The sequence below is a fragment of the Streptomyces sp. NPDC052064 genome (assembly GCF_055585925.1).
This window is the reverse complement of record NZ_JBVJJE010000011.1, coordinates 238,280-261,689: the sequence shown is the minus strand read 5'-3', so window position 1 is coordinate 261,689 and position 23,410 is coordinate 238,280. Positions and strand designations below refer to the sequence as shown.

Below are 23,410 nucleotides of genomic sequence, written 5' to 3'. Positions count from 1 at the left end.
GATGCCGCCGCGCCCGGGACTCGGCATCCTTGACCGATACCGAACTGCCGTAGGAAGCAAGTGAGTTCGGGCCGGAACGCGGTCTGCGTGCGGGAACGGGCAAGGGCCCGGCCGCGTGAGCGCGGCCGGGCCCCCTCCCCCGTGTGTCAGCGGTGGCGGAACCAGGACGTCGACGAGAGTGCCCGGTCGTCGTAGCCGAACAGCGCCTGGTTCTCCCAGGCGTTGCCGGAGGACGGGGCGGTCGGGTCCCAGCCGTTGCCGTTCACCGCGGTCCAGGTCGCCTCCCAGTAGAAGATGCCGAGGCCACGGCCGTTCGGGACGGCCTCCACGATGCTCGCCACGTCGTTCATCCACCGGGTCTGGCCGGCCACGCTCGCCGGGTAGCCGGAGACCAGCTCGGCGCTGGTGTCGATGATGTTCTCGTGGGAGTCCTCGCTGTCGAGGCGGAACGGGTAGGCGGTCTCGGCGACGAAGACCGGCTTGCCGTAGCGGGAGGCCGCGTCGTCGAGGGTCGTCTGGAAGTCGGACAGCGTGCCGTGCCAGTAGCCGTAGTACGACAGGCCGATCGCGTCGAACTTCACGCCGTTGGAACGCGCACTGTCGAACCACCAGCGGGTGCCCGCCAGGTCACCGCCCTTGGCGAGGTGCAGGGCGACGGTCGTGTTCGAGTTGACCGCCTTGACCGCGTCGTAGCCGGAGTTGAGCAGACCGGCCAGCTGCGACCAGTTGGAGGTCGATCCCTCGTTCCACAGCATGCCGCCGTTGATCTCGTTGCCGACCTGGACCATGTCGGCGGTGGTGCCCTGCGCCTTCAATGCGTTCAACACGTCGTACGTGTGGTTGTACACGTCGGTCTTGAGTTGACTGTACGAGTGTCCGGCCCAGGCGGCGGGCTTGTCCTGGCGGCCCGGGTCGGCCCAGAAGTCCGAGTAGTGGAAGTCGACCAGCAGCTTCATGCCCTGCGCCTTGACGCGCTTGGCCGTGGCGAGGACGCGTGCCTTGTTGTTGTAGCCGTCGGCCGGGTTCACCCAGACCTTGAGGCGCGCGTAGTTCATGCCGGACGACTTGAGGATCGCGAGGGCGTCGCCGGCCGTGCCGGAGCTGTTCCGGTAGACGCCGCCCTTGGCCTCGCTCTTGGGCAGGGACGAGACGTCGGCACCCTTGATCGACGTACCGGACGTGCCCGACGTGAAGGTCAGGTCGTCGACATTGATCCAGTTGCCCGCGTTCGCGTCACTGTTGACGCTGATCGTGCACTGGTTGCTGGTCACATTGACCGGCACGACGATCCGGATCCACCCACTGGCCGAGACCGGCAGGTCGGTGCGCTGCTCGGCGCCCCCGCAGTTCTTCAGCGCTATGTACGCGGACTTCTGCCCGCCGCCGGAGCGCACCCAGGCGGTGAGCTTGTAGGTGCCGTTGGTGAGTCCGGACAGGTACTGGTACGTCTCCACCTGGTAGGCGGAGGAGGCCCAGTGGCTGAGGCGGTAGCTGCCGCCGTGGCCGCCGGACTCGGTGAACGAGGCACCGGTGTCGCCGTACTCGGACCAGCCGCCCGGTGTTGCCGCGCCCGCGCCGTCGGCCTCGAAGCCGCCGTTGGTCAGCGTGCCCGCGGCGTGGGCGGAGGTGGCGGGCAGGGCGGTGAGGGCGAGTCCCGCCGCGAGCGGAAGCAGCAGGGTCCTGAGCGTGCGTCTGGGATGGAACATCGTCGTCCGTCGTCCCTTCGACGTGGGGGTTGGGGGTGCCCCTCGCCCGGAGCTGAGGCGAGAGAGCCCCTCCGCCCGCGGCTCCTGCGGCTCGCACGGGCGGAGGGGAGTCGGTTCAGCCGTCGAGCCGGACGACCCGGACGGCTCCGGCCGGGACCGGCAGCCGGCCCACGGCGCGTTCACCGGTCAGCAGTTCGGTGCCGTCGGCCCCCAGCGGCACCTTGGCGTCCGAGCCGGTGTGGTTGACGGCGAACAGGTAGGTGCCCGACTCGCCGGTGCGGCGCACCACTTCGACGTCCCGGGGCAGGTCGGCGCGCGGCGCGAGCCGCGCGTCCTCGACCGCCCGTCCGAGCAGCGCGTCGAGGCCGTCGGCGCCGAGCCGGGTGGAGACGTACCAGGCGGTGCCCTCGCCAAGACGGTGCCGGGTGACGGCGGGCCGCCCGGCGGTGAGGCCGTCGGCGTACGTCAGGACCGTCTCGGCGCCGCGCGGCACCACGAACTCCGTCCACACGTCGGCGCCCAGCTCGGATCCGTCGGGGCCGCTGACGCGCACCCGTTCGCCGGGCAGCAGCGGCGAGAACTCCTCGACCGTGAGGCCGAGGACGTCCCGCAGCGGGCCCGGGCAGGCGCCCTCGTGGACGGCGTCGTGCTCGTCGACGATGCCGGAGAAGTACGAGACGACCAGCGTGCCGCCGTTCTCGACGTAGGCCGTGAGGTTGTTCCCGGCCGCCTCCGTCATCAGGTACAGAGCCGGTACGACGACAAGGGGATACCTCGACAAGTCGGCCTCAGGATGGGCGAAGTCGACGGTGAGGTGGCGGTCGTAGAGGGCCTCGTAGAAGGCGTCGGCGCGCTCGCGGGCGTCGTGGTCGACGCTGGGGCGCCATTCGAGGTTCTGCGCCCACCAGGAGTGCCAGTCCCACAGCACGGCCACGTGGGCTTCGGTACGGGTGCCGCGGATCTCCCTCAACGCATCGACGGCCGAGCCGAGTTCGACGACCTCGCGCCACACGCGGGTGTCGGTGCCGCCGTGCGGGACCATCGCCGAGTGGAACTTCTCGGCGCCGCGCCGGGACTGGCGCCACTGGAAGAACATGGCGCCCTCGGAGCCGCGCGCCACGTGTGTCAGGGAGTTTCGGGCCATCTGGCCGGGGGCCTTGGCCGGGTTGCGGGGCTGCCAGTTGACGCCCGAGGTGGAGTGTTCCAGCAGCAGCCAGGGGGCGCCGCCCGCGACGGAGCGGGTGAGGTCCGCGGCCATCGCCAGGTTGACGTGGGTGCGGCGGCCGTCGGTGATCAGGTAGTGGTCGTTGGTGACGATGTCGACCTCACGGCCCCAGGCCCAGTAGTCGACGGAGTCGCACTGGCTCAGGGCGGTCATGAAGTTGGTGGTGACCGGGACGCCCGGTGAGAGGCGGTGCAGGATGTCCCGCTCCATCACGAAGTTCTCGCGCATGGTCGCGTCGGCGAATCGCTTGTAGTCCAGCGCCTGGCTCGGGTTGACGGCCGCGGGTGTGAGCCGGGGCGGGTTGATCTGGTCGAGGTCCGCGTAGCGCTGGCCCCAGAAGGCCGTGCCCCAGGCCTCGTTGACCGCGTCGACCGTGCCGTACGTCGTCGCCAGCCAGCGGCGGAAGTGTGCGGCGCACGAGTCGCAGTAGCACGCCGAGACGGGGACGCCGTACTCGTTGTGCACGTGCCACATCTCCAGCGCCGGGTGGTCGGCGTAGCGCTCGGCGAGTTTCGTGGTGATGGCCGCGGCGGCCGCACGGTAGTCCGCGTTGCTGTGGCAGATGGCCCCGCGGGAGCCGAACTCGTAGCGCACGCCCTCGCGAGTGACCGGCAGGGCGTCGGGGTGGGCCCGGTAGAACCAGGCGGGCGGCACGACGGTCGGGGTGCCTAGGTCGACGCGGACGCCGTTGCCGTGCAACAGGTCCAGGAGCCGGTCGAGCCAGCCGAAGTCGTGACGGCCGGGTGAGGGCTCCAGCAGCGCCCAGGAGAAGATCCCGACGCTCACCATGGTGACGCCGGCCTCGCGCATCAGCCGGACGTCCTCCTGCCAGACGCTTTCCGGCCACTGCTCGGGGTTGTAGTCCCCACCGAAGGCGAGCCTGGTGAGGCCCCTGGGGGTGGTCTCCGGCATGGATGGTCTCCCGGTCGATCGATCAAATGGGAACGTGCACACACATCGACGCAGTGCGGAGCCCAACATAACCGCAGAGCAACAACCATTGACAAGTGTCCGGGATGTTTCTCTACTGTGAACGCTCACAGAAGCATGGCAGGTTCTCGCAACAGGCGAGGACCCCAGGTCAGGGGAGAGATCCATGCCGTACACGAAGCGCCGCCGCCTGGTGACATCCGCCGTCGCCGTAGCGCTCGGCGCCACCGCCCTCGCCGCCTGCGGCTCGGAGTCCGGGGACAGCGAGACCGAATCGGGGCCGGTTTCGCTGACGTACTGGACCTGGACGCCCGGCATGGACAAAGTCGTGGACCTGTGGAACAAGGGGCCGGGCAAGAAGGACCAGATCACCGTCACGGTGAAGAAGCAGGCGTCCGGCGACACGCTCGTCACCAAGATCCTCACCGCACACAAGGCGGGCAAGGCGCCCGACCTGGTGCAGGCGGAGTACCAGGCGCTGCCCACGCTGGTCAGCAACGACGCCCTGGCGGACATATCGAAGAACGTGGGCGACGCGAAGGGCAGGTTCGCCGACGGCGTCTGGCAGCAGACGACACTGGGCACGGACGCGGTCTACGCGGTCCCGCAGGACATCGGGCCGATGATGTTCTACTACCGCGAGGACCTGTTCAAGGAGTACGGCCTGACGGTGCCGACGACCTGGGACGAGTTCGCACAGACCGCCCGGAAACTGAAGCAGGCCGCCCCGGACAAGGACCTCACCACCTTCTCCGCCAACGACTCCGGCCTCTTCGCGGGCCTCGCCCAGCAGGCGGGCGCCAAGTGGTGGACGACCTCCGGCGACCAGTGGAAGGTCTCCATCGACGACGCGGCGACGCGGAAGGTCGCCAAGTTCTGGGGCGGCCTGGTCAAGGAAGGCGCCATCGACAACCAGCCGATGTACACCCCGGCCTGGAACAAGGCACTCAACACCGGCAAGCAGATCGCCTGGGTCAGCGCCGTGTGGGCACCGGGCACGCTGACCACGGCCGCCCCCGAGACCAAGGGCAAGTGGGCCATGGCCCCGCTCCCTCAGTGGTCCGCGAGCGAGAACCGCACCGGCAGCTGGGGCGGCTCCTCCACCGCCGTCACCACGGACTCCAAGCACCAGGAGGCCGCCGCCGAGTTCGCCGCCTGGCTGAACACCGACAGCGATGCCCTGAACGCGCTGGCCAAGGAGAGCGGCGTCTACCCGGCCGCCAAGAACGCCCAGACCAGCGGCGCCTTCCTCAAGCCGCCGGCCTACTTCTCCCACCAGGCCGACTTCTACACCAAGGCCGCCGACATCGCGGAGACCACCGCGCCGTCCGCCTGGGGCCCCAACGTGAACGTCGCCTACACCACCTTCAAGGACGCCTTCGGCGCCGCCGCGAAGAGCAAGTCGGACTTCGGCGCCGCGCTCGGCAAGATGCAGGACGACACCGTCGCCGACATGAAGAAGCAGGGCTTCGAGGTCGCGGAGTGAAAAGCACGGCACGCCGGCAGTCGTACGGGGCAAAGGGGGCCCCGTACGCCTTCCTTGTCCCCGCGGCACTCCTCTTCGCCCTGTTCTTCGCACTGCCCATCGGCTACGCGCTCTGGCTCAGCTTCCACAAGGTGAAGGTCTCCGGCCTCGGCCTGGGCTCCGGCGCCCGCAAGGAGGTCTGGGCAGGCCTGGAGAACTACACCGACGCCCTCACCGACAGCGAGCTGGTGAACGGGGCGCTGCGCGTGCTCGGCTACGGCTGCATCGTCGTGCCCGTCATGCTCGGCCTGGCCCTGCTGTTCGCGCTGATGCTGGACTCCGAGAAGGTGCGGCTGGCCCCCTTCACCCGGCTCGCGATCTTCCTGCCGTACGCCATCCCCGGAGTGGTGGCGGCGCTGCTGTGGGGCTTCCTGTACCTGCCGGACGTCAGCCCCTTCTACTTCGTGCTCGACAAGCTGGGGCTGCCGCAGCCGGACCTGCTGGACGGCGGGCCGCTGTACCTGGCCCTGTCGAACATCGCGGTCTGGGGCGGCACCGGCTTCAACATGATCGTCATCTACACCTCGCTCCAGGCGATTCCGGCGGAGGTGTACGAGGCGGCGAAGCTGGACGGTGCCACCCCGTTGCAGATCGCGCTGCGGATCAAGATCCCGATGGTGGCGCCCTCGCTGGTTCTGACCTTCTTCTTCTCGATCATCGCGACGCTCCAGGTGTTCAACGAGCCGACCACCCTCAAGCCGCTCACCAACTCCGTGTCCACGACGTGGAGTCCGCTGATGAAGGTGTACCGGGACGCCTTCGGCGAGGGTGACATCTACGGTGCCGCGGCGCAGGCCGTGATCATCGCCTTCGCCACGCTCCTGCTGTCCTTCGGCTTCCTGCGAGCCGCGAACCGCCGTCAGAAGCAGGAGGCAGCTCGATGAGTTCCCTTGCCGTTTCCCAGGCCGAGCCGGTGGCGGGCAGCACGCCCGGTACCGCCCAGGGCCGCCCGCCGCTGCGCCGCCGGATCGCCCTGATCCCGACGGTCACGCTGCTCCTGGGGGCGATCTACTGCCTGCTGCCGGTGGCCTGGGTGATCATCGCGGCCACCAAGTCGGGCCGTGAGCTGTTCTCCACGTTCACGTTCCTGCCCGGCACGGGTTTCGCCGACAACTTCCAGGACCTGAGCGCCTACCGCGACGGCGTCTACTGGTCGTGGATGGGCAACTCCGCCCTGTACGCCGGGCTCGGCGCCCTGCTGTCGACGTGCGTCTCGGCGTTCAGCGGCTACGCGCTGGCGATGTACCGCTTCCGAGGCCGCGAGACGATCTTCAACGTGCTGCTCGCGGGTGTGCTGATGCCACCGGTGATCCTGGCCATCCCACAGTACCTGCTGCTGGCGAGGGCCGACGTCACGGACTCCTACCTGTCCGTCCTGCTGCCGCAGATCCTGTGGCCGTACGGCGTGTACCTCGCGCGGATCTACGCCGCCGCCGCGGTGCCCGCCGACGTGGTCGAGGCCGGCCGTATGGACGGGGCGAGCGAGTGGCGGATCTTCACACGGATCGCGCTGCCGATGATGGTCCCCGGCATGGTGACGGTGTTCCTGTTCCAGTTCGTGGCGATCTGGAACAACTTCCTGCTGCCGTACATCATGCTCAGCGACGACGAGAAGTTCCCGATCACCCTCGGCCTGTTCACGTTGCTGGAGCAGGGCGCCAACACCCCGGCGCTGTATACGCTGGTGATCACGGGCGCGTTCCTGGCGGTGATCCCGCTGATCGCTCTCTTCCTGGTCATCCAGCGGTTCTGGAGTCTGGATCTGCTCTCCGGAGCCGTAAAGTCATGACCATGAACGCTGCGGGAGGCAGGCGCAGGCCGCCCACGATCCACGACGTGGCGCGCGAGGCGGGGGTCTCGCGCGGCACCGTCTCACGCGTACTCAACGGCGGCCACTACGTCAGCCCGGCCGCCCAGGAGGCGGTCAACGCGGCCATCCGCAAGACGGGTTACGTCGTCAACCGGCACGCCCGCTCGCTGATCACGGGCCGCTCCGACTCGATCGGCTTCCTGTTGACCGAACCGCAGGAGAAGCTGTTCGAGGACCCCAACTTCAACGTCCTGCTGCGCTGCTGCACCCAGGCGCTGGCCGCGCACGACATCCCACTGCTGCTGATGCTGGCCGGCACGCAGGACGAGCGACGCCGGATAACGCGGTACATCACCGCGGGCCACGTCGACGGCGTGCTGCTCGTCTCCAGCCACTCCGCCGACCCGGTCGCCGAGCAACTGCACGAGGCGAGGGTGCCCCTCGTGCAGTGCGGCAAGCCCATGGGGCGCGGCTCCAAGGTGAGCTACGTGGCGGCGGACGACCGGGACGGCGCCCGCGACATGATGCGCCACCTGCTGTCGCTGGGCCGCCGCCGTATCGGCGTGGTGAACGGCCCGATGGACACCCCGGGCGGTGTCGATCGCCTCGCCGGCTACAAGGAGGTGCTCACGGAAGCGGGCCTCGAGATCGACGAGCGGCTCATCGTCTCCGGCGACTGGGGCCGGGCCAGCGGCGAGGCGGGCGCCGAGCGGCTGCTGGCGCAGGCCCCGGACATGGACGCGGTGTTCGTCGCCTCGGACCTCATGGCACAGGGCGTGCTGGCGGCCCTGCACAGGGCGGGGCGGAACGTGCCGCAGGACGTGGCGGTCGGCGGTTTCGACGACTCCCCGGCCGCCCTGGCAGCCAGCCCCGAGCTCACGACCATCCGGCAGCCGTGGGACCGCATCAGCGCCGAGATGGTACGGGTGCTGCTCGCGCAGATCGGGGGCGAGGATCCGGCGGCGGTGATCCTGCCGACGGAGCTGGTCAAACGGGAGTCGACGTAGGCTCCCGCTCCCCGGCTAGGGCTCCTGCGACCCGTCGATGGACGCGTACTGCATGCACGGTCATTGAACGCTGCACCGGTGTTACCGTTCACATATGGCGGCGAAAACGGCTGGTACGCGGCTCGAGGAACGGTGGCGGGACATCCTGTCGGCGCACGCGCGCACGATGTGCGAGATCGACCGGGTGCTGCATCCGCACGGCCTCGGCGCGTCCGACTTCGAGGTCCTGGACATCCTCGCGACCGCGGCACCCGAGGAGGGCGAGCAGTGCCGGGTACAGAACCTGGTCGGGCGGGTCCATCTCAGCCAGAGCGCGCTGTCCCGGCTCATCGCCCGGCTGGAGAAGGACGGGCTGGTGACGCGTTCCGTGTGCGTGGAGGACCGGCGCGGTGTGTGGGTGGCCCTGACCTCCAAGGGCCGTGACCTGCACGCGGAGGTACTGCCGCTGCAGCGGGCCGCGCTGGCCCGGACGCTGGGCGCGTAGACCGCCCGGGCCCGGGCCCACTCGGTCCTACGGACGTGCCAGCAGGGTGCGTACTCCCTCCGAGGTGAGCGTCAGGCGGTGCTCCGAGCTGCCGTCTATGGTGAGCGACAGGTCGTCGGCCGGCCACTGGGCGGCCAGGGCGCCGAGCGGCACCAAGCGGTAGCGGGAGACGAACGGCAGCAGCCCGGCCATTTCCACCTCCGAGGTGAACACGGGCACCACCGGCTCGCCGCCCGGCTGCTCCAGCACCGGCAGCGCCACCGCCGAGGGGTTGGCGGCGTCGGCGTCGTTCGCGTCGTCGGGCACGGGGATGAGCACGTCGCTGTTGGCGAGCGCGTCCAGAGCCGCCGCGTCCTCGGTGTTGTCGGTGAGGACGTCCAGAGCCCGCTGGGCGGGCGTGGGCGTGGGGTCGTTTGCGGGTGTCTCCATAGCGATTCCCTGATAGCGGCGGTCGTGCGGCCCACCCGGGACAAGATCCGCCCCAGGCGCGGTGTTGCTCGCGTACCCGATCGTGCCCGGGGCAATCCTGCTGGATCTCCGAGGTTCAGGAGAGCAGTGGGATGTGGCCGGAGGGCAGTCCGAGTCGGTCGCAGCCGCCCCGCCTGGCCAGGAGGGTGCCCTGGAGACGTCCCAGGCCATGCGCCCGGCGTTCAGGAACGCCTACCGGGAGCCCCGAGCAACCGACAGGGCAGCGCACGCTCGCTCACGCCACCACCCGCGTCCGATTCCACCCGGTACAGCCCGGCTCCCCGTGCCCGGGTGACGGCCTCCGTCAGCACACCGTCCGTGAACAGTGCCGCGGCCCCGTCCTCCACCGCCCAGCCCGACGGCAGCTGTCCCGCTGCCACGGCCGCACGGTAGGAGGGCCGACGACCCGGTTCGCCGTCGTAGTGCGGGCAGACGGAGCCGGGCAGCAGCCCCAGGCCGTCGGGGAGGTACGTCAACGGCCCGAAGGAGTCGGTGTGCGAGCCCTCGGCCCAGCAGTTGGCGCCCGCGCTGATGCCGCACAGCAGCGTGCCGTGGTCGTAGGCCTCCCGCAGCAGCCGGTCCATGCCGTGGGTTCGCCATACCGCGAGGAGGTTGGCCGTATTGCCACCGCCCACGTAGACGACGTCCTGGGCGAGCAGGAAGGAGCGCAGTGCGTCGTCGTCCAGCTCGCGGCGGAACAGGTGCAGGACGGAGGGTTCACAGGCGGGGCGGCCCCCGAACGCCATGCGGAACTGTTCGATGTAGGCCGGCGCGTCTCCACTGGCCGTGGGCACGAAGCACACCTTGGGGCGGGAGGCGCGTGCCCGGGCCAGTACCCAGTCGTCGAGGAGGCCGTCGTCGTCGGTGGAGAAGCCGCCACCGAGGAGGGCGAGGCGCTGCGGGGGTTCGACGGCCATGGCGGTGCCTTCCTGGACGGGGTGCCTGTGCACGGGCGTGTGCGCGCGCGTGTGCGACGTGAACGACGCCCCCTAGGCCCCGGGGCCGGTGTGCAAGACGGCGAACACCCCGCGGGCGCGGGTGCCATCCGGGAGTTGCCAGGAGCCGGTGACCTGGCCGGTCGCTCCCTGAGAGGGCGGAAACGGGCCGTCCGGGGCAGGTTGCAGGACCCGGTGCAAGCGGAGGGTCGTACCGTGTGGCGTGGTCAGTCGGGTGCCGTCCTGGTCGTCGGAGGCGATGAAGTCCGTGGGGAGGGGGCCCTCGCCGGTGTGGGACGCGACGACCTCCCGGTCAGGGGCATCGCTGATGTTCTGGTCCTGGGCCTGCACCCGCCCCTCGATCAAGGCCCCCAACTGGGCGAGCAGCACGGGGTCGTGGCAGCCGTCGTAGGCCCAGCGCCGCCCGAGCACGCCGTGCTCCATGGTGCCCACGAGGGCATGCTCCGCCCCGTCGAGCGCGGCACCGCGATAGGTGAGCGGCACCAGGTAGGTGGCCGGGTGAGGACCGGAGGCGTCGGTGACGACGATGAACTCGATCCCGACCTCGCCCTGCGGGTCGTCCAGCCGGAACCCACCGGCTTTGGCCGGCCTCGGTTCGGCCACGCCGCCGCGGTACCACGGACGGGAGGGCAGCCAGGAGGCGAGCAGTTCCACCTTGGTCGGTTCGAGTGAGGTGTGGTGGATGACGGCCATGCCGAAGGATTCCTTCCGTCACGTCGGCCCGAACAGACGGTTGCGACGCAACTGCCCGGCACACCACCGGAAGTGTCCGTCGCTGTCGTCCGGGCCGAACAGGTCGTAGGTGGTGAGGGCGTAGGCGGCTTGATAGGCGGTGAGGGCGGCGGGCGAGTAGCCGAGCCGCTGCGCGAAGAGCTGGGTGAGTTCCGCGGTGTGCTCCTGGGCGCGCGGGCCGTACATGTCGTAGACGGCGGCGGTGACGGCCGCCTCGAAGGCCGGGTCGCCCGCGGTCGTGTGGAAGCCGAAGTCGAGTACGGCGACAGGTCGGCCGGCCGTGTCGACATGGATGTTGGGCGGCACGAGGTCACCGTGGATCACCGTGACCGGGGCATCGGGCAGCGACCGCAGCGCGTTGAGCGTGCGTTGCACCCCGGCGTCGAAGGCGGGCACCCGCGCCGCGAGGGCAGCACCGTGCCGGGCCGTGGCCCGAGCGACCAAGGCGGCGAGCGCATCCTGAAAGCGGTCGTGGCCCTGCCACAGGGGCCGGTCGTCGCCCTGGACGGTCAGCCGGCGCATCGCGTCCGTACCCGGCACCGAGGCCAGAGCACGCAGGACGGCAAGCAGCGTGTTCTTGTGCTGGAGGGGCAGTTCGCGCTCGTACTCCTCATGTGCGGAGTCGCCCCGCATCGGGACACCGGGCAGCTCACGCTCGTACGTCACCACGATGTCCTGGTGCTCCTGGACGTCGAGGATCTCGGGGGTGGCGAAGGGCAGGCGGTGTGCTGCGATGTCCGCGTAGACCCGGCGGGTGAGCTCGGTCGGCGGCCTGCCGGTCCACACCTTGGCGACCCGGCCGGCGCCCAGCCCGTAGACGGCCCCCTCGACGCCGGCGCCGATACGGCGGGCCTCCGGGTGTCCGCGGTCGGCGAAGTATCCGGGCCAGGGGTCGGCGGCTGGACGCGGTGCGTCGCTCCTGGGGGTCTCCACGCGCGCATTAGATCAGCAGCTGCAGCAATTTGACCATGCGATTACCGGAGCGGTCGCAGCGGTGCGGAGCTTGCGAGAAGCTTCTCTTTCATGCCGTCAAGGGGTGTTGGTGGATCTCATGTTACCGGTAACATCGCCCTCGCTCGCCCTTGCTTCAAGCCGTACGCGATGTGTCCTCCGCCCGCCCCCGCATGGGGCCGGCCGTCCCCCGGAGTCCGCGTGACCGACCAGCCCACCGCACAGCGCGCAGTCACCTTCTCCCCCGCTCCGTCCGCCCCGGTCTTCAGCCGGTCCGCCGTGGTCGCCTCCTGCGTGGGCTTCGTGCTCATGGGTGCGTTGCAGGCCCTGTACGGGCCCGCGATACCCGGCTTCCGTGCGGAGTTCGGGCTCTCGCCGTCCGCCGCCGGGCTGGGGCTCAGTGCCCACTTCGTCGGTGGCGTGGCCGGTGTGCTGCTGTTCGACCGGCTCTACGGGCGGGTCGGCAACCGGTACATCCTCGGCAGCTCCTACCTGCTGATGGCGGTCGGCGCGGCGGGTTTCGCGCTGGCGCCCGGCTGGCCCGCCGCCCTGGCGGCGGCCCTGCTCGCCGGGCTCGGTTTCGGCGGCATCGACTACGGGCTCAACCAGCTGTTCGCCGTGGGCTTCGGCCACCGTTCGACCGCGATGCTGAACATCCTCCACGCCCACTTCGGCATCGGCGCCATCCTCAGCCCCGCCCTGATCGGCGTGGTCGGCTCCGAGCACTACCCGGCCGTCTTTCTCGGTTTCGCCCTCGCCAACCTGCCGTTGCTGCTGTGTCTGAAGGGAGTACGGAACGACGCGCCCGTCCCGGCCGGGAACGAGACGAGCGGTGGTGGGGTCCTCCGGCGGAGCCTCGCCTCGGTGCTCGCCGTCTTCGTCGCGCTCTACGTCCTGCACATCGGCATCGAGGCCGGTGTCGGCGGCTGGGAGCCCACGCATCTGGAGACCGTCGGCTACGGCGCGGGCGTGGCCGCCACCGCCACCTCCGTGTACTGGCTGATGATGACCGTCGGCCGCTTCCTGGTCGCGCCGCTCGCGCTGCGCTTCTCCGCCCAGGCCATCATCGCCGTGTCCTGCGCGGGCATGACGGTGTGTCTGCTGGCCGCGTCCGTGCCGGCGCTGGCGCCGTACGCGTACGCCGGTGTCGGTCTGTTCATCGCGCCGATCTTCCCGACCGGGCTGCCCTGGCTGAACCGGGCCGCCCCGCGGGCCCGGAGAGCCGGTGCCCTGGTCATCGCGGCGTCCATGGTCGGCGGCGTCGTGGCGGGTCCGGCGCTGGGCAAGGCCATCGAGTGGTCAGGGGTCCGTGCGGTGCCCCTGCTGCTGTGCGGTGTCTCGGCGCTGTGCCTGGCCGCCACGCTCTGGCTGATCCGCGTCACCCGCTCCCATTGAAAACTCCCATCGACGTTCCCCCCCAACCCCCCGAAGGGAAGCCTCCGCATGCCCGCCCTGACGACGACGTCCGACGGATTCCTGCTGCACGGCGAGCCGTTCCGGATCATTTCCGGTGCGCTGCACTACTTCCGTGTCCACCCCGGCCTGTGGTCCGACCGATTGCGCAAGGCGCGGCTGATGGGCCTCAACACGGTGGAGACGTACATCCCGTGGAACCACCACCAACCAGATCCCGACGGGCCTCTCGTGCTCGACGGCTTCCTCGACCTGCCCCGGTTCCTCCGGCTCGCCCAGGACGAGGGGCTGCACGTGCTGCTGCGTCCCGGCCCGTTCATCTGTGCCGAGTGGGACGGCGGCGGCCTGCCCGACTGGCTGACCTCGGACCCGGACATCCGGCTGCGGTCCAGCGATCCGCGTTTCACCGGGGCCGTCGACCGCTACCTGGACCTGCTGCTGCCCGCGCTCCGGCCGCACCTGGCAGCGGCGGGCGGTCCGGTCATCGCCGTGCAGGTGGAGAACGAGTACGGGGCCTACGGCGACGACAGCGCGTATCTGAAGCACCTGGCCGACGCGTTCCGCTCCCGGGGCGTCGAGGAGCTGCTGTTCACCTGCGACCAGGCCGACCCCGAGCACCTGGCCGCCGGGAGCCTGCCGGGCGTGCTGACCGCCGGCACCTTCGGCAGCCGCGTCGAGCAGTGCCTCGGGCGGCTGCGCGAGTACCGACGCGAAGGCCCGCTGTTCTGCGCGGAGTTCTGGATCGGCTGGTTCGACCACTGGGGCGGGCCGCACCACGTCCGGGACGCGTCCGACGCCGCCGCCGATCTGGACCGGCTGCTGTCCGCCGGGGCGTCCGTCAACATCTACATGTTCCACGGCGGCACCAACTTCGGCTTCACCAACGGCGCCAACCACAAGCACGCCTACGAACCCACCGTCACGTCGTACGACTACGACGCCGCGCTCACCGAGTGCGGTGACCCGGGCCCGAAGTACCACGCCTTCCGCGAGGTCATCGCCCGCCATGCCGCCGTTCCCGACGAGCCCGTCCCGGCGCCCGGTCCCAAACTGCCGCCGACCGACGTCGAGTTGCACGGCCGGGCACCTCTGCTTCCCCTGGCCGGCTCGCTCGCCGCCCCGGTCCGCACCGACGACCCGGTGACCATGGGCGAGCTCGGGCAGCGCACCGGCTACGCGCTCTACCGCACCGTCCTTCCCGCCTCCGGTGACGGCCTGCTGCACTTCGCCGGCGGTGTCGGCGACCGTGCCCAGGTCTTCGTCGACGGCGCACCCGTCGGTGTACTGGAGCGCGAACGCCACGACGAGACGCTGCCGGTGCGCATCCCGCGCCCGGGTGCCGAGCTCGAGGTACTCGTCGAGAACATGGGCGGCGTCAACTACGGGCCCCGCATCGGCGCCCCGAAGGGCCTGCTCGGGCCCGTCTCCTGCAACGGCACCGTCCTGCGCGGCTGGGACTGCCACGCGCTGCCGCCGGCCGACCTGGACGCGCTGCCGTTCACCCCGGGTGACGGGGCGGCGGTCACCGTGCCGGCCTTCCACCGCGGCACCTTCGAGGTGGAGACGCCCGCCGACGCCTTCCTCTCCCTGCCCGGCTGGACGAAGGGACAGGCCTGGGTCAACGGCTTTCACCTGGGCCGCTATTGGAACCGCGGCCCGCAGCACACGCTGTACGTCCCCGCGCCGGTGCTGCGGCCGGGCGCCAACGAGCTGGTGCTGCTGGAACTGCACGGCACGACCGCCACCCGCGCCCAGCTCACCGCCACGCCCGACCTCGGCCCGGAGAACACCTGGTGACCCCGCACCGGCTGCGCGTTCCCGCGCCCTCCGCTCCCCCACCGACCGGCCACCTGCCCTTCGCGGACGCGCCCGGCGTGCCGGACCCGATCGAGGTCACCGGCCGCTGGCTCACCCGTGGTGGCCGCCCCTGGTTCCCGGTCTCCGGCGAGTTCCACTACTCCCGCTGTCCGGCCCGGGAGTGGGAGGAGGAGCTGCTGAAGATGAAGGCGGGCGGGGTGACCGCCGTCGCCTCCTACGTCATCTGGATCCACCACGAGGAGATCGAGGGACGGATCCGCTTCGACGGCGACCGCGACCTGCGTCGCTTCGCCGAGCTGTGCGCCCGCCACGGCCTGGACTTCGTCCCGCGTATCGGCCCGTGGAGCCACGCGGAGGTACGCAACGGCGGCCTGCCCGACTGGCTGCTCGCCCGCGCCTGCGCACCGCGCACCGACGATCCGGCCTATCTGGCACCCGTACGCACCTGGTTCACGGAGATCGCCGGTCAGTTGCGCGGTCTCGACCGGGCGCACGGCGGCCCGATCGTCGCGATCCAGATCGAGAACGAGCTCTACGACCAGCCCGGCCATCTGCGCACCCTGAAGCGCCTGGCCCAGGAGGCCGGACTGAGCGCGCCGCTGTGGACGTCGACCGCCTGGGGCGGGGTCCGACTCCCGGGTGACGAACTGCTTCCGCTGTACGGCGGGTATCCCGAGGCGTTCTGGACGGAGGCGGACGGCGGCTGGCCCGACACCTGCCGCAAGCACTTCTTCTTCACCCACGTGCGCGACGACGAGGGCATCGGCGCCGACCTGCGGCCCACCACCGTGCGCGGCGCCGACCCGGCTCCGACGGACCGATTCCCCTGGGCCACCTGCGAGTTGGGCGGCGGCATGGCAGTGGCCTACCACCGGCGCCCCCGGGTCGAGGCCGCCGACGTGGGCGCACTCGGGCTCACCAAGGTCGGCTGCGGTTCGGTGTGGCAGGGCTACTACATGTTCCACGGCGGCACGAACCCGCCCGGTGAACTGACGACCCTTCAGGAGTCGCACGCCACCGGCTACCCCAACGACCTGCCCGTCCTGACCTACGACTTCCAGGCCCCCCTCGGCGAGTACGGCCAGCCCCGGCCCTCGTACCACGAACTGCGCCTGCAGCACCTGCTGTTGAACTGCTTCGGGCACCGGATCGCCCCCATGGAGTCCGTGCTGCCCGAGCGGCTGCCGGCCGGGCAGCACGACCGGGACACGCTGCGCTGGGCCGTCCGCACCGACGGCACGTCGGGCTTCCTGTTCGTGACCAACCACCAGCCGCACGAGCCGCTGCCCGACCACCCGGACACGGCCTTCACGGTCGACTTCCCGGACGCACCGCCGCTGACGCTGCCGAGCGCTCCCGTCACGGTGCCCTCCGGCGCCTACTTCTGCTGGCCGCTGCGGCTGGACGTGGCAGGGCTGCGGCTGGAGTGGGCGACCGCGCAACCGGTGTGCACCGTCGAGGCGGGCGGGCGTACGGTCCTGGTGCTGGCCGCGACCGACGGCATCGCGCCCGAACTCGCCCTGGACGCGGACACGGTGGTGTCCGTCGCGACACCGTCCGGGGAGGTCACACCGGTCGCCGGCCGGATCCTGGTCAGCGGAGTGCGGCCCGGCACCGACGCCCTGGTCGAGGTGGACGCGGCCGACGGTTCACGCGTCGGGCTGCTGGTCCTGGACGCGGCGACGGCCCGTACCGTCTACCGGGGTGACGCCTGGGGAGCCGAGCGGCTGGTGCTGTGCGAGGACGGTGTCGTCTTCGACGGTGACGAGGTACGGCTGCACAGCCCGGCCGCCGAGCCGTCGTTCGCGGTACTGCCCGCGCCGGACTCCGTCCCGGTGGTGGCGGGGACACGGGTGCGGGAGGCGGCGGACGGCGAGTTCACCCGCTACACGATCGAGGCCGCGCCCCTCCCGGACCCCGCGGTGCCCCTCACCCTGGTCAAGCCCGCCGGTCGGGCGCCCGAGCCGGTGACGGGCGTGCGGGGACGGGCGAGCGTGCCGGCGGACAAGTACGTGGAGACGGCGGCCGCCGAGTACCGCGTCGACGTACCGGAGGATCTGCTGCGGGCGCCCGCCGGTGTCCTGCTGCGGCTGCGCTGGACGGGCGACCTGGCCCGGGCCTACGTGGGGGACGTCCTGGTCGCCGACCAGTTCTACTCGGGCCGGGTCTGGGACATCGGCCTGGACCGGCTGCCTGTCGAGGAGGTGCGGGCGCGGGGCCTGCGGCTGAGGGTGCTGCCGTTGGCCGCGGACACCGCGGTGCATGTGCCGGGGCAGGTGGGTGACGACTGGCGGGCGGCCGGGGTGCGGCACGCCGAGTGGGTGGTCACGCGCTCGTGGGCGCTCCGGACGGGCTGAGGCCCCTGTGGCTCCGAGGGCCACCGGGCCCCGCCCGGCCTATGCTGTGCTCCTGCCGGGCGGGGTCAGGACCGCCGTAACCGACGTCGAGGAATGACCCGTCATGACACCGAGCGCCACCGACAGCCCTGTGCCCAAGGGCCGCAGCAGGCGCAACTTCGCGGGGGCGCGGCCGGTGATGGCCGACGTGGCCCGGCTGGCCGGCGTCTCCAAGCAGACCGTCTCCCGGGTGCTCAACGACCATCCGGCCGTCCGCCCCGAGACGCGCGAGGCGGTCCTGGACGCCATGCGCACGCTCGGTTACCGGCCCAGCCGCAGCGCGCGGTCGCTGGCCAGCGGCAGGACCCGGATGCTCGGCGTCATCTCCTTCGACGCCGCCCGGTACGGGCCCGCGTCCATCCTGACGGCCATCAACACCGCGGCCCAGGAGGCCGGTTACCTGGTGAGCTCCATCGCGCTCGACACGGCCGACCACGACACCGTCGTCGAGGCCGTGAACCGGCTGTCGGCCGAGGGCGCGGACGGTGTCATCGCGATCGCCCCGCAGCAGTGGGTCGGCCGGGCTCTGGCGCAGACCGACCTCGACACTCCCCTGGTGGTACTGGAGAACGCCCTCGACGACAGCACGCCTCTGGTCACCGGCGACTCCCGCACCGGCGCCCGCAAGGCCACCGAGCACCTGCTGGGCCTCGGGCACGCCACGGTCTGGCACATCGCGGGCCCCACCGGCTGGACCTCCGCCGATCACCGGCTGGCAAGCTGGCAGGCGACGCTCCAGGCGGCCGGTGCCGACGTCCCGGCCCCGCTCGCCGGGGACTGGAGCGCCGACTCCGGTTACGACCTGGGTCGCCGGCTGGCCCGGCGCACGGAGGTGACGGCGGTGTTCGCCTCGAACGACCAGATGGCCCTGGGTCTGTTGCACGCCCTGCACGAGTCCGGGCGCTCCGTCCCCGGGGACGTCAGCGTCGTCGGCTACGACGACATCCCCGAGGCCGCGCATCTCCTGCCGCCGCTGACCACCGTCCGCACCGACTTCGCCGAGATCGGCACCCGTTCCCTGCGGCTCCTCCTGGACCGCATCGACGGTCCCGGGGAACGGCCCCGCGTCGACACGCTCGTCCCCGTGGATCTGGTCGTGCGTGCCAGCAGCGGCCCGCCGCGGAGACGCTGACGGACGGTCCACCGACACACTCAGCCGGTTCCCTCGGCGGCCGCCCGCTGCCAGGCCGTCTCCCGCAGCAGACGCAGGCCGTTCAGACCGACCAGGACCGTGGAGCCCTCGTGGCCCGCGACGCCCAGCGGCAGCGGCAGGTTTCCGGCCAGGTCCCAGACGACGAGGCCGGCGATGAACACCCCGGCGATGACGAGGTTCTGGACGACCAGCCTGCGCGCACGCCGGGAGAGGGCGACGGTGGTGGGGACGGCCGCGAGTTCGTCGCGCACGATCACGGCGTCGGCGGTCTCCAGGGCGAGGTCGGAGCCCGCCCGGCCCATGGCGATTCCGGTGTGGGCGGCGGCCAGGGCGGGGGCGTCGTTGACGCCGTCCCCGACGACCAGGACCTTGCGGCCCGCGCGCTCCATCTCCTGAACGGCCGTCAGCTTGTCCTGCGGCAGCAGCCCGGCGCGCACGTCGTCGATGCCGGCCTCGGCGGCGAGGTGTGCGGCGGCCCGGGGGTTGTCGCCGGTGAGGAGCGTCGGGGCGGTGCCAACGAGCGTGGTGAGCGCGGCGACGGTGGCGGCGGCGTCCGGACGCAGCCGGTCGGCGATGCCGAGCAGCCCGGCGGGGGCGCCGTCGACGAGGACCAGGACGGCGGTACGACCGGCCGCCTCCAGTTCCCCGGCGACGGCGGCGACCGTGCTGCCGGCCCCGTCCAGCAGGCGCGCCGGGGCGCCGACGGCGACCGCACGGCCGCTCACGACGGCGGTCACTCCCACGCCGGGCGAGGAGGTGAAGTCCTCGGCGCCGGGCAGGTCGAGACCGCGCTCGCGGGCCGCGTCCACGACCGCCCGGGCCAGCGGATGCTCACTGGGCCGCTCGGCCGCCGCCGAAAGCGTCAGCAACTCGCCTTCGTCCAGGCCGGATCCGGGCAGCGGCCGGACATCGGTGACGCGCGGGCTGCCCTCGGTCAGCGTGCCGGTCTTGTCCAGCGCGACCGCGTCCGTCTGACCGAGCCGCTCCATCACCACGGCCGACTTCACCAGCACGCCGTGCCGTCCGGCGTTGGCGATGGCCGACAGCAGGGGCGGCATGGTGGCCAGCACGACCGCGCACGGAGAGGCCACGATCATGAACGTCATGGCGCGCAGCAGTGAGTCGGTGAGCTGTGCGCCGAAGGCGAGCGGCACCAGGAAGACGGCCAGGGTCGCGGCCACCATGCCCAGTGAGTAACGCTGTTCGACCTTCTCGATGAACAGCTGCGTGGGCGCCTTCGTCTCGGATGCCTCCTGCACCATCCGGACGATCCGCGCGATCACCGAGTCGGACGCGTCGCGCTCGACCCGGACCCGCAGGGCGCCGGTGCCGTTGAGGGTGCCCGCGAAGACCTCGTCGCCCGGCTCCTTCGCCACGGGGAGCGGCTCGCCGGTGATGGTCGCCTGGTCCACGTCGCTCGCGCCGTCCAGCACACGGCCGTCGGCGCCGACGCGCTCACCGGGGCGCACGAGGACGGTGTCCCCGACGGCCAACTCCTCCACCGGTACGGTCTGTTCGCCGCCGCCCTGGGTCAGCCGGGTGGCTGTGGCGGGGGCGAGATCGAGCAGGCCGCGGACGGAGTCGGCGGTGCGGGCGGTGGCCAGCGCCTCCAGCGCGCCGGAGGTGGCGAAGATGACGATGAGCAGGGCGCCGTCCATGACCTGCCCGATCGCCGCCGCGCCCAGTGCGGCGACGACCATCAGCAGGTCGACGTCGAGGGTGCGCTCCTTCAGCGCCTTGAGCCCTTCCCAGCCCGGCTCCCAGCCACCCGTGACGTACGACAGGGCGTAGAGCGGGCCCCAGGTCCAGGCGGGCGCGCCGGTCAACTGCAAGGGCAGCGCGAGCAGGAAGAAGACGGTGGCCGCCGCGGCCCAGCGCGCCTCGGGGAGCGCGAGGACACGGGTACGCCGCCGGGGCACGGTCCCGGTGCGCGCGGGCTCCGCCCGGTCGACCGGCTGCGGCGTGAGGGTGGAGGTCATCAGGGGTCCTTCAGGCGGGGGCGCGTACTTCCCCCACCATACAGGAACACATGAAGACTGATTCATGTCTTCAATTCCCGACGGACGCGTGACGTCTCTGTCAGGGCTCGCCCACCAGCCCGGTGATGTGCGTGGTGACCGTGTCGAGGATGTCCGTCCAGGCGGCGTCGTCGCCGAGCACGAGATAGTTGAGGGTCAGGCCGTCGGTCATGGCGGCCAGGTAGCGCGCCAGGACAGGGGCGGGTACACGCAGGCGCAGGCCCATGGTCTGCCGCAGTTGGTCGATGAGCTCGATGTACGTCTCGGCGTACAGCTCGTACTGGCGCCGCGCCAGATGCCGGAAGCCGGGCTGGCGCAGAGCGTACTGGGTGAGCTCGTAGGTGAGCATGTGCTCGTCGGGGTGGGCGCGGACGTGGTCCCAGTACGCCTGGAAGCCGGCCCGGACGGTCTCCTCGAGGGTGTCCCTGGGGCGCAGGGCGTCCTTCACCACTGACACGTAGTGCCCGGTGATGGTGGTGATGACGGACTCGATCAACTCCCGCTTGGAGTCGAAGCAGTAGTGGAAGACACTCAGCGAGACGCCCGCTTCGGCGGCGATGGACCGGGTCGTCGTCCTGGGGACGCCGTCCCGGGCCATCGCCCTGATCGCCGCTTCGATGAGCTGTCGCCGCCGCTCGGTGGACGGCAACCGTGCCATGGAGCCCCGATCCTGGGCGTCAGCTGCTGTGGACGCCCACCTCGTAGAGGGAGTAGCCCCGGTCGGTACCGCGTTCCAGCCCCTGGATGCGTACGTACCTGGCCGGTGTGCCGGCGAATCTCGCGGTGTCCAGGCCACCGTCGCCCGCTGTCGTGGACCAGGCGGTTCGCCAGTTCACTCCGTCGGTGGAGAGCTCGATCCGGTACGACTTCGCGTACGCGCGTTCCCAGTCCAGGGTGACGCGCTTGACGAGCTGCGTGGACCCGAGGTCGAGCTTATACCACTGGCCGTCGCTCCAGTCGCTCGCCCAGCGGGTGCCGCCGTCGCCGTCGACGGCACGGTGCGGCTCGTAGCTCGTCAACAGGCTCCACTCCGAGGAACTGGCCGACGTGGTGGAGCCGTTCGCGAGATTGCCCTGGGCCTTGTGGTTCTCGGAGGCTCCCCAGGTGTCGAGGTAGGACTCGGCGCCGCGGAAGAGGTCGTCCACCACGTCCTGGCCGCCGACCCGGCGGATGTCCTCGATCCAGTCCGGGACGAGGCCGTAGTGGGCGGCGCCGTCGGTGTTCAGGTCCCAGGTGCGCTCGCCGGTGGCCTGCCGGTCGATGAGCGAGCCGCCGTCGACGCTCTTGAACGGGTACGTGACCTTGTTCGGCGCGTCCGCCCCGCGCGGTCCCGGCCAGCCGCCGACGCCGTTCATGTCGGTGCCGTAGCCGTAGCCCACGCCGTACTTGTCGCGCAGGGCGTCCGTGCGCTTCGCCTCCGAGACGAAGCCCTCGGAACCGTGCATGTACTGGGCGATGAAGCCGCCGAGGCCGTAGACCCGTTCGGTCCAGTCCATGTCCATCCAGCTGTGCGAGGAGAGCACGCCGGGGTAGGACTCGGCTTCGAAGATGTCGAGCACGCGGCCGGTGGCCTTGACGCTCATGTGGTCGATCTCCAGCATCATGTTGCGCTTCATCATGCCGCGCACGGCGTACTCGCCGAGGTCGGTGAGCCCTCGGACGTTGCACCGGGCGTCAGCGCTGTACGAGGGGACCTCCCGGCCCGCCGGGAGCTTCTTCTCGGCTTCGGGTGCCGAGGCGTTGCCGATGGGGTTGTCGGCTTGCGGCCCGGTGCACTTCTCCGTCTTCCAGAAGGTGCCGGTCGACAGGAACTGGCCGACGTTGATGGCCGTTCCGAGGGTGCCCGAGTCGAAGCGGACACCGCACAGCGCGTTGTCGAACTTGTGGCACAGGAACATGCTGCGCACACCCAGCGCGTACAACTCGTCCAGGCCCTTGTCGATGTCGGCCCTGCTGCACTGCGCGATGTCGAGGACCTGCTTGCAGCCGAAGGGCTCGGAGGTCTCGACGCCGAGGACGACCGCCAGCTTGCCCTGCTCGATCACCTCACGGGCCTGCCCGCTGTCGGTGACGATCCGGAACCAGCCCTTGCCGGGCCCGCCGTACATCTTGTCGACGAAGGACTGCATGTCGTACGTCAGTTTGGCCTGGAGCCGGATCGACGTCATCTCGTCGCAGCTGCGGTCCTTGAAGAAGTAGACGGAGCAGATGACACCGTTGGTGACGAGGTCGTTGACCAGCACCCGCTGACCGCCGCGCCAGGCCCGCTCCACCCAGGCGTAGTAGTTCTGCTGGTGGGTCAGCGAGTCGTGGGCCGGCCAGTCCTTGAAGGTGGGCCAGCCGACCGGATCGTGTTTGCCGTCACCACCGTTGGTGATGAAGTCGAAGACCGCGAGCGAGCCGTCCGGGTAGTGCTCGGGGCAGTCCTTGAGCGCGTCGGCGACGCCCTGCTCGGAGAACGGCTTGCCGCAGATCAGACGGCCACCGAAGGCCTCGTTGGCGAAAATGTGGTCATGCGCGTCGACGAAGCCGCGCACTTCGCCCTTGGCGTCGGTGCCCGTGAAGGGTTCCCCCGTGACGTTGATCCGGGAGTCCGGCGCGGGCCGTGCGGTCGGGTTCCACCAGTCGGTTCCGGCCGCCGAACTCGGCGTCGGGCCCAGCGCGACGGCCAGCACGAGCAGGAGGAGCGACGCAACGGTGATGTTCTTGCGTCCACGGTACGGGCGTCCGGCACTGGTCACTGCCCACGTCCTCGGTCGGCGGGATGGCGGGGCCGACGTACCGGCCGTCCGGGACCCGAAGGCCGGGGAACAGCAGC

The 23,410-nt window shown here is 71.0% G+C and carries 18 protein-coding genes; 9 read left to right on the top strand and 9 right to left on the bottom strand.

Going from position 1 to position 23,410, the window contains the following annotated elements; translation table 11 throughout:
- Positions 1–146: 146 nt before the first annotated feature.
- Together ACZ6TU_RS28830 and ACZ6TU_RS28825 are read right to left on the bottom strand one after the other, a co-directional pair.
- Positions 147–1,706 (bottom strand): glycosyl hydrolase 53 family protein, encoded by a 1,560-nt coding sequence (locus tag ACZ6TU_RS28830; protein WP_467677578.1) that lies wholly within the window; start codon positions 1,704–1,706, stop codon positions 147–149.
- A gap of 115 nt (positions 1,707–1,821) precedes the next feature.
- On the bottom strand, positions 1,822–3,843 hold the full coding sequence (locus ACZ6TU_RS28825; RefSeq protein ID WP_467677576.1) for a beta-galactosidase: 2,022 nt from the start codon (positions 3,841–3,843) through the stop codon (positions 1,822–1,824).
- A 184-nt stretch (positions 3,844–4,027) separates the two neighbouring features.
- On the opposite strand from ACZ6TU_RS28825, the gene ACZ6TU_RS28820 reads away from it, so the two are divergent.
- From ACZ6TU_RS28820 to ACZ6TU_RS28800, 5 genes are all read left to right on the top strand, one after another.
- A complete protein-coding gene (locus tag ACZ6TU_RS28820; RefSeq protein WP_467677574.1) occupies positions 4,028–5,347 on the top strand; it encodes an ABC transporter substrate-binding protein in 1,320 nt (439 codons plus the stop codon).
- Entirely contained in the window at positions 5,344–6,270 is a 927-nt protein-coding gene (locus tag ACZ6TU_RS28815) for a carbohydrate ABC transporter permease (protein WP_467677572.1), read from the top strand. Before ACZ6TU_RS28820 ends, ACZ6TU_RS28815 begins: the two co-directional genes overlap by 4 nt.
- A complete protein-coding gene (locus tag ACZ6TU_RS28810; protein ID WP_469551972.1) occupies positions 6,267–7,175 on the top strand; it encodes a carbohydrate ABC transporter permease in 909 nt (302 codons plus the stop codon). The genes ACZ6TU_RS28815 and ACZ6TU_RS28810 overlap by 4 nt, the downstream gene beginning before the upstream one ends.
- A complete protein-coding gene (locus ACZ6TU_RS28805; protein ID WP_467677568.1) occupies positions 7,172–8,203 on the top strand; it encodes a LacI family DNA-binding transcriptional regulator in 1,032 nt (343 codons plus the stop codon). The genes ACZ6TU_RS28810 and ACZ6TU_RS28805 overlap by 4 nt, the downstream gene beginning before the upstream one ends.
- A 94-nt stretch (positions 8,204–8,297) precedes the next feature.
- Positions 8,298–8,687 (top strand): MarR family winged helix-turn-helix transcriptional regulator, encoded by a 390-nt coding sequence (locus tag ACZ6TU_RS28800; protein ID WP_467677566.1) that lies wholly within the window; start codon positions 8,298–8,300, stop codon positions 8,685–8,687.
- Positions 8,688–8,714: 27 nt separating this feature from the next.
- Here the strand turns inward: ACZ6TU_RS28800 and ACZ6TU_RS28795 are convergent, their stop codons facing one another.
- From ACZ6TU_RS28795 to ACZ6TU_RS28780, 4 genes are all read right to left on the bottom strand, one after another.
- Complete coding sequence (locus tag ACZ6TU_RS28795) at positions 8,715–9,116, bottom strand: SseB family protein (protein WP_467677564.1); 402 nt, start codon at positions 9,114–9,116, stop codon at positions 8,715–8,717.
- A 221-nt stretch (positions 9,117–9,337) separates the two neighbouring features.
- Positions 9,338–10,072: a Type 1 glutamine amidotransferase-like domain-containing protein gene (locus tag ACZ6TU_RS28790; RefSeq protein ID WP_467677562.1), complete on the bottom strand. Its 735-nt coding sequence runs from the start codon at positions 10,070–10,072 to the stop codon at positions 9,338–9,340.
- Between the two features lie 72 nt (positions 10,073–10,144).
- Positions 10,145–10,804, bottom strand: coding sequence for a maltokinase N-terminal cap-like domain-containing protein (locus tag ACZ6TU_RS28785; RefSeq protein ID WP_469551969.1), 660 nt, complete (start codon positions 10,802–10,804; stop codon positions 10,145–10,147).
- An 18-nt stretch (positions 10,805–10,822) separates the two neighbouring features.
- The gene (locus ACZ6TU_RS28780; RefSeq protein ID WP_467677559.1) at positions 10,823–11,776 is read right to left on the bottom strand and encodes an aminoglycoside phosphotransferase family protein; all 954 of its coding nucleotides are present in this window, start codon (positions 11,774–11,776) and stop codon (positions 10,823–10,825) included.
- Between the two features lie 219 nt (positions 11,777–11,995).
- On the opposite strand from ACZ6TU_RS28780, the gene ACZ6TU_RS28775 reads away from it, so the two are divergent.
- From ACZ6TU_RS28775 to ACZ6TU_RS28760, 4 genes are all read left to right on the top strand, one after another.
- A complete protein-coding gene (locus tag ACZ6TU_RS28775; protein ID WP_469551967.1) occupies positions 11,996–13,189 on the top strand; it encodes an MFS transporter in 1,194 nt (397 codons plus the stop codon).
- Between the two features lie 48 nt (positions 13,190–13,237).
- Complete coding sequence (locus tag ACZ6TU_RS28770) at positions 13,238–15,004, top strand: beta-galactosidase (RefSeq protein WP_469551965.1); 1,767 nt, start codon at positions 13,238–13,240, stop codon at positions 15,002–15,004.
- Positions 14,998–17,382, top strand: a complete 2,385-nt coding sequence (locus ACZ6TU_RS28765) for a beta-galactosidase (RefSeq protein ID WP_467677719.1) — start codon at positions 14,998–15,000, stop codon at positions 17,380–17,382. The genes ACZ6TU_RS28770 and ACZ6TU_RS28765 overlap by 7 nt, the downstream gene beginning before the upstream one ends.
- Positions 17,383–17,485: 103 nt before the next feature.
- On the top strand, positions 17,486–18,553 hold the full coding sequence (locus tag ACZ6TU_RS28760) for a LacI family DNA-binding transcriptional regulator (protein WP_469551963.1): 1,068 nt from the start codon (positions 17,486–17,488) through the stop codon (positions 18,551–18,553).
- A gap of 20 nt (positions 18,554–18,573) precedes the next feature.
- Here ACZ6TU_RS28760 and ACZ6TU_RS28755 read toward each other — a convergent pair whose 3' ends face one another.
- From ACZ6TU_RS28755 to ACZ6TU_RS28745, 3 genes are all read right to left on the bottom strand, one after another.
- Positions 18,574–20,553 carry a heavy metal translocating P-type ATPase gene (locus ACZ6TU_RS28755; protein ID WP_469551961.1) on the bottom strand — a complete coding sequence of 660 codons (1,980 nt, stop codon included), beginning with the start codon at positions 20,551–20,553 and terminating at the stop codon, positions 18,574–18,576.
- A 100-nt stretch (positions 20,554–20,653) separates the two neighbouring features.
- A complete protein-coding gene (locus ACZ6TU_RS28750; RefSeq protein ID WP_467677550.1) occupies positions 20,654–21,250 on the bottom strand; it encodes a TetR/AcrR family transcriptional regulator in 597 nt (198 codons plus the stop codon).
- 19 nt (positions 21,251–21,269) lie between these two features.
- Positions 21,270–23,333: a galactose-binding domain-containing protein gene (locus ACZ6TU_RS28745; RefSeq protein WP_467677549.1), complete on the bottom strand. Its 2,064-nt coding sequence runs from the start codon at positions 23,331–23,333 to the stop codon at positions 21,270–21,272.
- Between the last annotated feature and the right edge of the window lie 77 nt (positions 23,334–23,410).

Excerpts from the sequence above, each read along its gene's own strand:
- ACZ6TU_RS28830 (WP_467677578.1), bottom strand. The coding sequence starts at position 1,706 with ATGTTCCATCCCAGACGCACGCTCAGGACCCTGCTGCTTCCGCTCGCG.
- ACZ6TU_RS28825 (WP_467677576.1), bottom strand. The coding sequence starts at position 3,843 with ATGCCGGAGACCACCCCCAGGGGCCTCACCAGGCTCGCCTTCGGTGGG.
- ACZ6TU_RS28820 (WP_467677574.1), top strand. The coding sequence starts at position 4,028 with ATGCCGTACACGAAGCGCCGCCGCCTGGTGACATCCGCCGTCGCCGTA.
- ACZ6TU_RS28810 (WP_469551972.1), top strand. The coding sequence starts at position 6,267 with ATGAGTTCCCTTGCCGTTTCCCAGGCCGAGCCGGTGGCGGGCAGCACG.
- ACZ6TU_RS28805 (WP_467677568.1), top strand. The coding sequence starts at position 7,172 with ATGACCATGAACGCTGCGGGAGGCAGGCGCAGGCCGCCCACGATCCAC.
- ACZ6TU_RS28800 (WP_467677566.1), top strand. The coding sequence starts at position 8,298 with ATGGCGGCGAAAACGGCTGGTACGCGGCTCGAGGAACGGTGGCGGGAC.
- ACZ6TU_RS28795 (WP_467677564.1), bottom strand. The coding sequence starts at position 9,116 with ATGGAGACACCCGCAAACGACCCCACGCCCACGCCCGCCCAGCGGGCT.
- ACZ6TU_RS28790 (WP_467677562.1), bottom strand. The coding sequence starts at position 10,072 with ATGGCCGTCGAACCCCCGCAGCGCCTCGCCCTCCTCGGTGGCGGCTTC.
- ACZ6TU_RS28785 (WP_469551969.1), bottom strand. The coding sequence starts at position 10,804 with ATGGCCGTCATCCACCACACCTCACTCGAACCGACCAAGGTGGAACTG.
- ACZ6TU_RS28770 (WP_469551965.1), top strand. The coding sequence starts at position 13,238 with ATGCCCGCCCTGACGACGACGTCCGACGGATTCCTGCTGCACGGCGAG.
- ACZ6TU_RS28760 (WP_469551963.1), top strand. The coding sequence starts at position 17,486 with ATGACACCGAGCGCCACCGACAGCCCTGTGCCCAAGGGCCGCAGCAGG.
- ACZ6TU_RS28755 (WP_469551961.1), bottom strand. The coding sequence starts at position 20,553 with ATGACCTCCACCCTCACGCCGCAGCCGGTCGACCGGGCGGAGCCCGCG.
- ACZ6TU_RS28750 (WP_467677550.1), bottom strand. The coding sequence starts at position 21,250 with ATGGCACGGTTGCCGTCCACCGAGCGGCGGCGACAGCTCATCGAAGCG.